8 protein-coding genes are annotated in these 12864 nt (G+C 68.1%); 4 read left to right on the top strand and 4 right to left on the bottom strand.

Features of this window, described 5'->3' with window-relative positions; genetic code table 11:
* Positions 1 to 58: 58 nt before the first annotated feature.
* The 4 genes from ACEPA4_RS10435 to ACEPA4_RS10420 are packed head-to-tail and all read left to right on the top strand — an operon-like array spanning position 59 to position 6119.
* Positions 59 to 2686, top strand: coding sequence for a glycoside hydrolase family 3 C-terminal domain-containing protein (locus ACEPA4_RS10435; protein WP_374083047.1), 2628 nt, complete (start codon positions 59 to 61; stop codon positions 2684 to 2686).
* A gap of 59 nt (positions 2687 to 2745) precedes the next feature.
* Positions 2746 to 4230: an MFS transporter gene (locus ACEPA4_RS10430; protein ID WP_065186401.1), complete on the top strand. Its 1485-nt coding sequence runs from the start codon at positions 2746 to 2748 to the stop codon at positions 4228 to 4230.
* Positions 4231 to 4246: 16 nt separating this feature from the next.
* Complete coding sequence (locus tag ACEPA4_RS10425) at positions 4247 to 5284, top strand: glycoside hydrolase family 43 protein (protein ID WP_262090641.1); 1038 nt, start codon at positions 4247 to 4249, stop codon at positions 5282 to 5284.
* The gene (locus ACEPA4_RS10420; protein ID WP_262090640.1) at positions 5274 to 6119 is read left to right on the top strand and encodes an aldose epimerase; all 846 of its coding nucleotides are present in this window, start codon (positions 5274 to 5276) and stop codon (positions 6117 to 6119) included. Before ACEPA4_RS10425 ends, ACEPA4_RS10420 begins: the two co-directional genes overlap by 11 nt.
* An 89-nt stretch (positions 6120 to 6208) precedes the next feature.
* On the opposite strand, the gene ACEPA4_RS10415 is transcribed toward ACEPA4_RS10420, so the two are convergent.
* The 4 genes from ACEPA4_RS10415 to ptsP all read right to left on the bottom strand — a co-directional run bounded on the left by ACEPA4_RS10415 (position 6209) and on the right by ptsP (position 12736).
* Positions 6209 to 7462, bottom strand: a complete 1254-nt coding sequence (locus ACEPA4_RS10415) for a carbohydrate porin (RefSeq protein WP_065186398.1) — start codon at positions 7460 to 7462, stop codon at positions 6209 to 6211.
* 14 nt (positions 7463 to 7476) lie between these two features.
* Complete coding sequence (locus ACEPA4_RS10410; protein WP_262090638.1) at positions 7477 to 9183, bottom strand: PTS fructose transporter subunit IIC; 1707 nt, start codon at positions 9181 to 9183, stop codon at positions 7477 to 7479.
* 86 nt (positions 9184 to 9269) lie between these two features.
* Entirely contained in the window at positions 9270 to 10226 is a 957-nt protein-coding gene (locus ACEPA4_RS10405; RefSeq protein WP_065186396.1) for a 1-phosphofructokinase family hexose kinase, read from the bottom strand.
* Positions 10223 to 12736, bottom strand: coding sequence for a phosphoenolpyruvate--protein phosphotransferase (gene ptsP / locus ACEPA4_RS10400; protein ID WP_374082846.1), 2514 nt, complete (start codon positions 12734 to 12736; stop codon positions 10223 to 10225). The genes ACEPA4_RS10405 and ptsP overlap by 4 nt, the downstream gene beginning before the upstream one ends.
* Positions 12737 to 12864 lie beyond the last annotated feature (128 nt).

The raw sequence follows: 12864 nt of genomic DNA, 5'->3' as shown, positions 1-12864 counted from the left end.
GTCGATTTCGTCCAGGGCCCGCCGCCGTACGTGGCGTGGACGGGCCACCGTGTTCGTCCTGAGCTGCGTGGCGGCCGCCGCATCCGCGGCCGCGCCACGGCCCTGGCTGGATGTCTCGGCAAGCTTCGAGCAACGGGCCGCCGCACTCGTCGCGCAGATGACCCTGGAAGAGAAGGCCGCGCAGATGCAGAATGCCGCGCCGGCAATCGAACGGCTGGGTGTGCCCGCCTACGACTGGTGGAATGAGGGGTTGCATGGCGTGGCACGGGCAGGGCAGGCCACGGTGTTTCCGCAGGCAATCGGCCTGGCCGCGACCTTCGATGTACCGTTGATGGGGCAGGTGGCCACGACCATCAGCGACGAGGCCCGCGCAAAGCACCACCAGTTCCTCCGCGAAGGCGCGCATGGCCGTTACCAGGGCCTGACCTTCTGGTCGCCGAACGTCAACATCTTCCGCGACCCGCGCTGGGGTCGCGGACAGGAGACCTACGGCGAGGATCCCTACCTCACCGCGCGCATGGGCGTGGCCTTCGTACGCGGCCTGCAGGGCGACGACCCCGTCTACCGCAAGCTGGACGCCACCGCCAAGCACCTGGCCGTGCACAGCGGACCGGAGGCCGACCGCCATCACTTCGATGCACGCCCCAGCCGGCGCGACCTCTACGACACCTACCTGCCGGCGTTCGAGGCGCTGGTGAAGGAAGGCGAAGTGGATGCGATCATGGGCGCCTACAACCGCGTTTACGGCGAGTCCGCCAGCGCCAGCCGCTTCCTGCTGCGTGATCTGCTGCGACGCGACTGGGGCTTCGAGGGCTACGTGGTCTCGGACTGCTGGGCCATCGTCGACATCTGGAAGCACCACCGTATCGTCGCCACGCGCGAAGCCGCCGCGGCGCTGGCGGTCAGGAACGGCACGGAGCTGGAATGCGGCCAGGAGTACGCAACGCTGCCTGCGGCAGTGCGCCAGGGGCTGATCAGCGAAGCGGAGATCGACGATGCGGTGACCCGCCTGTTCACCGCACGGATGCGCCTGGGCATGTTCGATCCGCCGGAGCGGGTGCGCTGGGCGCGCATTCCGGCCTCGGTGAACCAGGCGCCGGCCCATGATGCGCTTGCCCTGAAGGCAGCGCAGGCCTCGCTGGTGCTGCTGAAGAACAATGGCATCCTGCCGCTGTCGCGCGACACCAGGCGCATTGCCGTGGTTGGACCCACCGCCGACGACACCATGGCGCTGCTCGGCAACTACTTCGGCACACCGGCCGCGCCGGTCACGATCCTGCAGGGCATACGCGAGGCGGCCAAGGGCGCTGAGGTGCGGTATGCGCGTGGCGTGGACCTGGTGGAAGGGCGCGACGATCCCGGTGCAACGCCGTTGATCGAGCCGACCTTCCTGCGGCCCTCGGCGGACTCGCCCGAGCGCGGCCTGCGCGGCGAGTACTTCCGCACGCCCGACCTGTCTGGCACTCCGGCCCTGGTGCGTACCGACGCGCAGATCGGCTTCCGCTGGGACCGGGGCTCGCCGACCGACAACCTGCTGGCACGCGGCGAAGCGGCACCGGGGCAGGGGATTCCCAACGACCGCTTCAGCATCCGCTGGAGCGGCCAACTGCTGCCCCGCGTGTCCGGTCGCTACCGGCTGGAGGTGGCCGGCGATGATGGTTACCGCCTGTACCTTGACGGCAAGCGTGTGATCGATCACTGGGTGAACACGGATCGCCTGCATGCCGAGGGTGTCGAACTCGATCTGCAGGCGGGGCGTGCCTATGACCTGAAGCTGGAATACTACGACGACCAGCGCGATGCCGGCGTGCGCCTGGGCTGGCGCATGCCCGGCGCCAAGGCGCCGTTCGATGAAGCGCTCGATGCCGCACGCGATGCCGACGTGGTGGTGTTCGTCGGTGGCCTTACCGGCGATGTCGAAGGCGAGGAGATGACGGTCAACTATCCGGGCTTTGCCGGTGGCGACCGCACCGACCTGCGGTTGCCCGCGCCGCAGCGCACCCTGCTGGAGGCCCTGCACGCTACCGGCAAGCCGGTGGTGATGGTACTCACCGGCGGCTCGGCCATCGCGGTGGACTGGGCGCAGGCGCATCTGCCGGCGATCCTGATGAGCTGGTACCCCGGGCAGCGCGGCGGCACCGCCGTCGGCCAGGCGCTGTTCGGCGATGTCAATCCCGCTGGCCGTTTGCCGGTCACGTTCTACCAGGCCGGCGAAGCAATGCCGGCATTCGAAGACTACGCCATGGAGGGCCGCACCTACCGCTACTTCCGCGGTACGCCGCTGTATCCGTTCGGTCACGGTCTGTCGTATACGCGATTCGACTATGGAACGCTTCGCCTCGATGCAGACAGCCTCCGCGCCGATGGCCGCCTGGGCGTGGCGGTGGATGTGGCCAACGCAGGCACGCGCAGCGGTGACGAAGTGGTACAGCTGTACGTGCGGCGCGAACACGCCGGTGGCGGTGATGCCGTGCAGGAACTGCGCGGCTTCCAGCGGGTCCATCTGGCTCCGGGCGAACGCCGCACGGTGACGTTCACCCTGGAGGCAGCGCAGGCCCTGCGCCACTATGACGAAGCGCGTGCGGCGTACGCGGTGCAGCCCGGTGCCTACGAGGTCAGGGTAGGGGCGTCCAGTGCCGATATTCGTGCGCAGGGCAGGTTCACCGTGGTGCCCGCGCATGACTGATCGCCCTCGTTGGCATCGATTCCCCTTCGACCAGATCCCTTTTCCAGGACGTCCGCTGCATGGCAAGCACTGAACACGCGCTGTCGGTTCGCGAGAAGCTCGGCTACAGCCTGGGCGATCTCGCTGCCAACCTGATCTTCCAGACCCTGATCACCTACCTGGCATTCTTCTACACCGACGTCTACCGCCTGCCAGCGGCGACCGCGGCCACGATCATCTTTGTGGTCGGCCTGCTGGGCGCGTTCGTGTTCACGCCGTTGATCGGCATCGCGGCTGACCGAACGTCCACCCGTTGGGGCCGCTTCCGCCCGTGGATCCTGTGGACGGCCATCCCCTTTGGCGTACTGTCCCTGCTGGCGTTCAGCACCCCGGACCTGGGCGAGCGCGGAAAGGTGATCTATGCACTGGGCACCTACGCGCTGCTGGTCTGTGTTTACGCCGCGAACAACCTGCCGTACTCGGCGCTGAGCGGCGTGCTGACCGGCAGCATGGCCCAGCGCAACAGCCTTTCGGCTTACCGCTTCGTGGCCGTGATGATCGCGCAGTTCATCATCCAGGTGCTGCTGATGCCGCTGGTGCTGATTCTGGGTGACGGCGACCGGGTGCGCGGCTTCGAACAGGTCATGACCGCCTTCGCACTGATCGGAACAGTGTTCTTCCTGATCACCTTCGCCACCACCCGCGAACGCATCGTACCGACGCGCGAGCAGACCGGCGGCATAGTGCAGGACCTGTCGGACCTGCTGCACAACCGCCCGTGGCAGGTGATGCTGGCGCTGACCGTGCTGGTGTTCATCAACCTGGCGTTGAAAGGCGGCACCTACATCTATTACTTCCAGTACTACATGAGCGAAGCGGCGCTGGCCGGCTTTCTGGAAAACTCAGGCTTCAACGGCCTGATCCGTGCATTGAATGGCGCCCTCGCCAGCGCCGGTTTCGCGGCGTTCACCTGGCCGAAGGACGCGGCCACCTCGGCGTTCAGCCTGTTCAACGCGTGCGGCATCCTCTGCATGATCCTGGGTATTGGTGCATCACGGCGGCTGGCGGATCGCTTCGGCAAGCGCGATGTCTTCGGTGGCGCCTTGTTTGTCTCGACCCTGTTCCTGCTGGCCTTCTACCTGTTCCCACCCACGGCGGTGGCGGTGGCGTTCGCAGCCTTCATGCTGCATGGCTTCTGCTATGGCATCACCATCCCGCTGCTGTGGGCGATGATCGCCGACGTCGCGGACTACTCCGAGTGGAAGAACCATCGCCGGGCCACTGCGATCATCTTCTCGGCGATGCTGTGTGGCCTGAAGATCGGCCTCAGCGTGGGCGGCGCACTGGTCGCCGCGATCCTTGCCCACTACGGCTACCAGGCAGGCCTGGTGCAGCAGCCTGAGGCCGTGGTGCAGGGCATCCGCCTGACCGTAAGCGTCTATTGCTCCCTTCCGTTCCTGCTCGCCGTGGCGCTGCTGTTCTTCTACCGGATCGACAAGCGCGCGGAAACGCGCATCGAGCAGGATCTCCACCTGCGTCGCCGTTCCGCCGACGCCTCCGCGTAACGCCAAAATGACAACCATGATCGACCTCTCTGCCGGTGAAGACGGCCAGGCCAGCGAAGCCCGTCTTGCGCAGCTCAGCGCACACGCCATTTCGCAACCGCTGGTGACCCACATCTACACGGCCGACCCTTCGGCGCACGTGTTCGAGGGACGCCTGTACATCTATCCGTCGCACGACATCGACGGTGGCCAGCCCTTCGACGATGAAGGCGGCCATTTCGGCATGCAGGATTACCATGTGCTGAAGATGGATACGCCCAACGGCACTGCCGTCGATTGCGGCATGGCGTTGCACGTGCGCGACGTGCCCTGGGCGCGGAAACAGATGTGGGCCCCCGACGCTGCCTGCCGCGATGGCCGCTACTACCTCTACTTCCCGGCCAAGGACGCCGAGGGCCGGTTCCGCATCGGCGTGGCAATCGGTGCGCGACCGGAGGGCCCGTTCGTGCCCCAGCCGGAGCCGATCAAGGGCGCGTACTCGATCGACCCGGCCGTGTTCGAGGACGACGATGGCAGCCACTACCTGTACTTCGGCGGCATCTGGGGCGGGCAGCTGCAGAAGTATCGTGACAACCAGTACAGCGAAGCGCACGAGGAACCCGAGGGCAGCGCGCCGGCCCTGGGGCCGCGCGTGGGCCGCCTGGATGCCGGCATGACCGAACTGGCCGAGCCCACCCGCGAAGTGCAGATCCTGGATGAGCATGGCCAGCCGCTGCGTGCGGACGACCATGCGCGCCGCTTCTTCGAAGGCCCGTGGCTGCACAGGTACCAGGGTCGCTACTATCTGTCGTACTCCACTGGCAACACCCACCAGCTGTGCTACGCCGTGGGTGACAGCCCGTACGGGCCGTTCACCTATGCTGGCGTGATCCTCACCCCCGTGGTCGGTTGGACCACCCACCACTCCATCTGCCAGTTCCAGGGACAGTGGTACCTGTTCTATCACGATGCGCTGATGTCCGGCGGCATTACCCACCTGCGCTCGGCCAAGTGCACGCCGCTGCACATGGAGCCGGACGGAAGCATCCGCACGATCAATCCCTATGGGGCCTGAGCGCATGTTGCCGAGGGATGATGCGCTGGCCCCGCTGGCGGCCGGTGAGCTGCACTGGCTGAGGTGCGGGGAACTGGAGGTTGCGCTCGCCGCAGCGGCGGGCGGGCGCGTGGCGCACCTGCGTTACCGGGGCGTGGAATGGCTGGTGGACGCGCAGGAGACCGGGGCGGCGGCGATCGCCTGGGGCTGCTACCCGATGGTGCCGTGGGCCGGGCGCATCCGCCGTGGACAGTTCCGTTTTGACGGCAGGCCGCATCGGCTGCCGCTCAACTTCGACGGGCATGCCATCCATGGGGTGGGCTTCTCGCGACCCTGGCAGATCGACCGGCTGGATGCGGCCGCAGCCGAGGTGTCGCTGCAGCTGCCGCGCGACAGCTACTGGCCCTTCGGTGGCATTGCCATGCTGGAACTGCGGTTGCAGGGGCACACCCTGCAGCTGCGCCTTTCGGTCCAGGCCGGCGAGCAAGCGATGCCGGCGGTGCTGGGCTGGCACCCCTGGTTCAGGAAGCCGGACCGGTTGCTGTTCAATCCTCGCGCGATGTATCCGCGGGACAGGGAAGGTATTGCCACGCTGCCCCACGTGGAGCCCACCACCGGCCCCTGGGATGACTGCTTCGTTGCCGACGGTGACATCACGCTGGTACGCGAAGGCCAACGCCTGCGGCTGAGGTCGGACCACGACCACTGGGTGGTCTACGACGCTGCGCCGCACGCCACCTGTGTCGAACCGCAGAGTGGCCCGCCGGACGGCTTCACGCTGGCGCCGCACCGGCTGGAGCCTGGCCAGCGCCTCGCGTTGACGTTCGAACTGGCGTGGGTGGCGGACAGCAGCTGAAGCCCGGCCGGAGTGTCGGTACGCCGCCCGGAGCGGGTGTGGACCCTGGTGCCTGGCACGGGCTGCGCCTCACCACCACGTGCGATCTGCTACAGGTTCCAGTCAACCCGCATGCCCGCGATCAGTGCATTCGGCAGGTCCCGCTGCCGCGCAGGTTCGTTGAACGGGTCCGGATGCACGATGTAGTGCAGGTTCGGTGCAATCCTGAGCTGCGGGGTGAGCTGGATGCCATAGCTCAGCTCCATCATCACCTGGCTTCCGTGCGGGGTGCCGCTGCCGCCGGCGGCAGCGCGGGCCAGGCGGAGGTTCTCCAGCGCGATGCCGCTGTACTTCTGCCGGGTGACGACGAAGCCGATGCTGTCCTGCGGCCGGCGGGCGAACGTGCCTTTCTGCACAAGCCCGGCCTGCAGGAAGTGATCCTCGATCAGCTGCCCGGAGGTACCCTTGAGCGCGGCGCCGAAAAGGGTCAGGCCGCGACCATTGCCATCGCCGGTAAGCTGCTGCTCGAAGCGCGCGAACGCACCGGAGCGACCGTGGCGTGCCGCGTACTCCTGGCCACTGAGCAGCGCGGGAATGCCGTTGGCATCGCGCAGCGGATCGCGATAGGTCGAGTTGTCCTGCCAGCCACCGAGTTCGTAGCGGGCATTCAGTCGTGCCGAAGCCGGGCTGCGCCAGCCGATCGTGTAGGGCACGATCCACCCGGTGGCCTGGTTCGTATTCCACTTCAGGCCATGCTGGCCATCCTCGGCCTGGCTGGGATCGACCTGGTAGGCACCGATGCGGACATAGACATCGGGCGTCACCCAGGCCGTGGCGTCGGCCATCCAGCTCGACACCGGCCACCAGGTGAAGTTGCTGGTGCGGAAAACGTAGGTCGGGTTGCCGCACGCCGAGTTGCCCTGGAAGTACTGGCACAGCTCCGACCCGAGGTGGTGGATGTTGGCGACGCTGCGACCGGCCTCCAGCACCAGCCGGTCGTTGAACAGCTTCTGTTCCAGGGTCAGGTTGGCCAGGCGGGTCCCCTGGCCGCCGTAGATTTCCTGCACCGAGGTGCTGTTGCCGGTGCTGCTGTTGGCGAGGTTGGTGCCGTGGCGATTGATGCCATAGGCCTTGATCGTGGCCCCCCGCCAGCCGAACGCAGCGTCGAGGTCAACATCGGCGCCGAACATCAGCTGGCCGGCGTAAGCGGTGCCGCTGTGCTTGCCGCCATCGAGCGTGGCGGCCGCCTCGCCGGTGTAAGCCAGCTTGGGAGTGAGGACATCACTCGCGTTGGCAGCTACGGTCAGTGAGGGCAGGGTCAGCAGGATCGCTACCGGCACCAGGCGGCAGGAAGGGCAGGTCATGGGCGGGGTTCCTTTTACAGGGTGGGGGCCGTGACCGGCTTCTTGAGGATGCGCAGTGCAATCGCGGTGACCGCCACGCCGGCCAACAGCGCCAGCAGGTAGACACCAAGATGGGTGACCGCGTTCGGGATCGGCAGCACGAACACACCGCCGTGCGGCACCTTCAACTCGACGCCTGCGGCCATCGAGATCGCACCGGCCACGGCCGAGCCGAGGATCAGCGCAGGAATGGTGCGCAGCGGATCGCGTGCCGCGTAGGGAATAGCCCCCTCGGTCACGAAGCTCAGGCCGAGCACGCCGGCGGCACCGGCAGTGCCGCGCTCCTCGGCAGTGAAGCGGTTGCTGAACAACCACGTCGCCAGCGCGATGCCCAGCGGTGGCGTCATGCCGCCGATCATGGTCGCCGCCATCGGCGTGTAGACCTGGCTGGAAATCAGGGCGGTGGAGAAGGCGTAGGACGCCTTGTTGACCGGTCCACCCATGTCAACGGCCATCATGCCGCCCAGCAGCAAACCGAGCAGGATCGCGCTGCTGCCCTCCATGCCGCGCAGCCAGTCGGTCAGCCAGGCCAGCAGTGCGGCCACCGGCGTGCCGATCACGTACATCATCAGCAGGCCGACCAGCAGCGTGCCCAGCACCGGCAGGATCAGCACCGGCTTGAGGCCTTCCAGGCTGCGCGGCAGGCGCAGCGCACGGTTGATCCAGTGCACGCCATAGCCGGCGATGAAGCCCGCCAGGATGCCGCCGATGAAACCTGCGTCCATGTTGACCGCAACCAGCCCGCCGATCATGCCGGGCGCGATGCCGGGGCGGTCGGCGATGGAGTAGGCGATGTAGCCGGCAAGCGCCGGCACCATCAGCATGAAACCGGACTTGGCGCCGATCTGGAACAGCGACCAGGCCAGCGTCCCCTTGTGTGCGTCGTCGAAGGCATAGATGCCGCCGAGTGCGAACGCCAGGGCGATCAACAGGCCGCCGGCTGTCACGAACGGCAGCATGAACGACACGCCGGTCATCAGGTGCTTGTAAGGACCGGTGCTCTTGTTCCTTTCTGCGGTACGGCCCGAAGCCGCTGTCCCCGCGTGCACGCCGGCCTCGGCCAGCGCCTTGCGGATCAGGTTCTGGCCGTCATTGATCGCCGGCTTGGTACCACTCTTGAACAGGCGCTTGCCAGCGAAACGCGCCAGATCGACTTCGCGGTCGGCGGCGATCAGCACCACATCGGCAGCGGCGATTTCCGCATCGCTCAACGCATCCTGCGCGCCGACCGAGCCCTGTGTTTCCACCCGGATCGCATGGCCCAGCGCTTTGGCAGCCTGTTGCAGGCCTTCTGCCGCCATGAAGGTGTGAGCGATGCCGGTGGGGCAGGAGGTGACGGCAACGATGCGCTTGCCAGCCCCGGTGGCGGGGACACTGGCCGGCGCGGCTGCGAGCGGTGCAAGCGCGGCGACCGGATCGCCCAATACCTCGCCCAGGCTGGCATGCACGATCCGGGCATTGCCGAAGCGTGCGATGTCTGCCTCGCCATCGCCCACCAGCAGCAGTTGGGTCGCGGTGGCGGCGTCCGAGGCGGGCAGCGCGCCGGTCACGCCCTGGTCGCTGCGGATTTCGATCATCAGCTCAAGCCCGCGCTGGCGGGCCGCGCGACGCAGGGCCTCGGCGGCAAGTACCGCCTCGATGCTGCGTTCGCCAGCGGCGATGACTACGGTGGAAGCGTGCATGGGAACTCCTGGAATGCTTCGGGTTCGTCCTTGCCGGAGGCATCGCGGGTGGCCCGAAGCCAACCGCTGCTCCTCCGGAAGGTGTTTCAATCCAACCGCTCGATCAGTACATCGCCGGCCCCGGCGCGCACCTGCGCCGGATCGAGCCGCCGCGCGTCTCCGCTGTCCAGCCGGCTCATCGAGAACGCCGTGGCCAGTCGTGCACAGGCGGCCAGGTCGAGGGAGCGCTCCAACAGCGCGGCGGCGATGCCGGCGACCATGGCATCACCGGCGCCCACCGTGCTGCCCTGGGCCAGACGCGGCGGTCGCGCGACCAGGGCGCCGGCGCGATCAATGAACAGCGCGCCGTCGGTCCCCATGGAGATGGCGACGAGTGCGACACCGCGTTCGACCAAGGCCTGGCCTGCAGCGCGCAGTGCGCTGCGATCCGGCAGCGACGTGCCGGTCCAGGCCTCCAGTTCGTGGCGGTTGGGCTTGATGGCGTAGGGCAGCGCGCCCCGCGCGCCGTCCAGCGCAGCTGCAAGCGCATCGCCGCTGGTGTCCAGCAGCACGCGCGCACCGGCCGTTCCGGCCTGCGCCTGCAACCGCGCCCATGCATCGGCCGGTAGTCCGTGCGGCAGGCTGCCGGACAGCACGACCGGCAGGCCGGGCGCGAGCAGGGCGCCGAGCTGGCGCGACACCGCGTCCAGATCGGCAGCGTCCACGGCCAGGCCTGGCAGGTTGATGTCCGTCGTTTCGCCGTTGGCCTCTTCGACCAGCTTGATGTTGGTGCGGGTATGGCCCGGAACGCGCAGGCAGCCGTCAATGATGCCCCGCTCACGGAACAGCGTGCGGAACACGCCGTCGTTGCCGTCGCCCAGCACGCCCAGCGCGGTGATCGGCACGCCCCAGTCGGCCAGGCAGGCCGCCACGTTGATGCCCTTGCCGCCTGCGTCGTCGCGGGAGCTGCCGGCGCGATGCACGCGGCCTGGCTGCAGGCGGGCCAGGCGCACGGTCTGGTCGATGGCCGGGTTCAGGGTCACGGTGACGGCGCGGGCAGTCATGCGCGCGCTCCATCGAGGCCGCGCACCTGCTCGGCGGTTTCGCACCCCAGTGCGGTGCTGGCCAGCGCTTGCAGTTCGGTCATCGCGGTGCCACGCAGGCGCGCCTTCACCGCCGGGATGTCGTTCGGGGTCATCGACAGTTCGTCCACGCCCAGGCCAGCCAGCAACATGGCGCCGAAGGGATCGCCGGCCAGGCCGCCACAGACGCCGACCCAGCGCCCATGCAGCCGTGCGCCTTCAACCGTGGCGCGGACCGCGCGCAGCACCGCCGGATGCAGGCTGTCGGCCTCGGCGGCGAGTTCCGGGTTCTGGCGGTCGATCGCCAGCACGTACTGGGTCAGATCATTGGTGCCGATCGAGAAGAAGTCGGCATGGCGCGCCAGTACGTCGCTCTGAGCGGCGGCAGCCGGCACTTCGATCATGATGCCGATCGGCACCACCGGCGCCTCCAGCTCGGCACGCAGGCGCTCACAGATGGCGCGCAGTGCGACCAGCTCGGTCACCGACGTGATCATCGGGAACATGATGGACAGGCGTGCACCGTCCTTGGCGGCGCGATACAGCGCACGCAGTTGCGGCTCCAGCAGGTCAGGGCGGCGCAGCAGCAGGCGCGCGCCGCGCACGCCGAGGAACGGGTTCTCCTCGCGTGGCAGTTCCAGGTGCGCCACCTGCTTGTCGCCGCCGATGTCGAGCGCGCGCACGATCAGCGGGCGGCCGTTGAGTGCCTTGGCCATCGCCAGATAGGTGGTGTACTGCTCCTCCTCGCTGGGCGTACTGCCACGTTCGAGGAACAGGAACTCGGTGCGCATCAGGCCGACGCCTTCCGCACCCTGTTCCAGTGCCAGTGGCACCTGGTCGGGCAGGTTGACGTTGGCGCCGATGTCGATGCGGTGGCCGTCGAGGGTCTGGGCGGGTTGCGCGCGTTGCGCGGCTTCGCGCTCGCGGATCTGCTGCTGTTCGGCGATCCATTCGCGTGCCGAGGCGAGATCGGCTTCGGAGGGGGACAGGTAGAGCCGTCCGCTGCTGCCGTCCAGGATCGCTTCGCGGCCTGGCTGGATCGCCAACAGCCCGGCGCCGCCGGCCACCAGCGCCGGCAGGCCCAGCGTGCGCGAGAGGATGGCGGTGTGCGAGGTCGGCCCGCCCTGCGCGGTGGCCAGGCCGAGCACGCGACCGGTGTCGAGATTGGCGGTATCCGAAGGCGACAGATCTGTGGCGATCAGGATGCACGGTTGCGACGGCAGATCCGCCAGGCCACCACCTTCAGCAGAAGGGTCAAGCTGCGCCAGCACGCGTCGGCCGACATCACGCAGGTCCGCCGCGCGCCCGGCCAGCACCGGATTGCCCAGCGCCGCCAGCCCGGAGGCGATCTGCTCGATGGCCTGGTGCCATGACCACGCCACACCATGGCCTTCGACCATCAGCTGGCAGGTGCGGGTGATCAGGTCGGTGTCGTCGAGCAGCGCGGCCTGCGCCTTGAAGATCGCCGCATCCGAAGCGCCAAGGCGGCGCTGGGTGTCGTCCTGCAGGGCGGCCAGCTGCTGGCGGGTGCGGCCGAGTGCATCCTGCAGGCGTGCGCCGCCCTCGCCAAGCGGGGCAGGACGGTCGGTGACTTCCGCCTGCGTGCTGGCCAGCACATGCACCGGGCCGATCGCCAATCCGGGGCTGGCGCCGATGCCAATGATCGTCGCCTGCGCTTCGGGCGGTTTCCACCCGGCGACAGGGGCTGCTGCCTTGCGCTGGGCTGCACGCTCGGCATCAGCCCTTTCCTGTGCGACCAATCCATCCATGACCTTGCGCAGCGCAGCCAGCAGCGCGGGGGCATCGGCGCCCTCGGCAGAAACACGCACGGCATCGCCCTCACGCAGCCCGAGCTGAAGCAGCGCTACCAGACTCTTGGCATCGGCCGCCTGATCGCCTGCGCGGACCTGCGCGCGGGCTGCGAAGCCGCGCGCCGTCTCGGCCCAGCGCGTGGCAGGACGGGCGTGCAGTCCGTTGGGGTAGGCGATGGTCCATTCGAAGCGCTCGGCCAGATCCACCGCTGGCGCGTGGGTGGCGGCAATCGCAACATCGCCGGCCAGCGCGTTCACGATCTCGCCCGCCTCGGTGGTGGTGAACAGCCGCTGCAGCGTGGACTCGTCCTGGATCAGCCGGGTCAAGCGGCGCAGCACCGTGATGTGGGTATCCGACTGGGCAGCGATGCCGACCACCAGACGGGTGATCTGTCCCGGGTTCCATTCCACGCCTTGCGGCAACTGCAGCACGGCGATGCCATCGCGGAGCACCAGATGGCGGTCCTCGCCAAGCCCGTGCGGGATTGCTACGCCGTGTCCAAGGAAGGTGTTCGCCAGCGTTTCGCGCCGCCCCATGCTGGCTTCGTAACCCGGCGCCACGCAGCCGGACGCGACCAGCATCTGGGCGACCTGCGCAATGGCATCGGTCTTGTCCTGCGCCCGCGCGTCCAGGCGGATCAGTTCTCGGCTGGCCGGGGAAGGGGAGGTCTGGGGCGACAAAGGGGGCTCCGCGGAAGGGGTGGCTGAGATGTATTGGGAACGTTCCCACTCGCCATTTCAATGTGCAGTGCACAAAAATCCAATAGTCCTTTGGCGTTAACATGGTCCTGGACGGCCGTCCGGCCCAG

It is taken from the genome of Stenotrophomonas sp. P2112 (genome assembly GCF_041897515.1).
Taxonomy (GTDB): Bacteria; Pseudomonadota; Gammaproteobacteria; order Xanthomonadales; family Xanthomonadaceae; genus Stenotrophomonas; species Stenotrophomonas sepilia.
The sequence above is the reverse complement of the archived record's forward strand: the minus strand, read 5'-3'. Positions and strand labels throughout refer to the sequence as shown.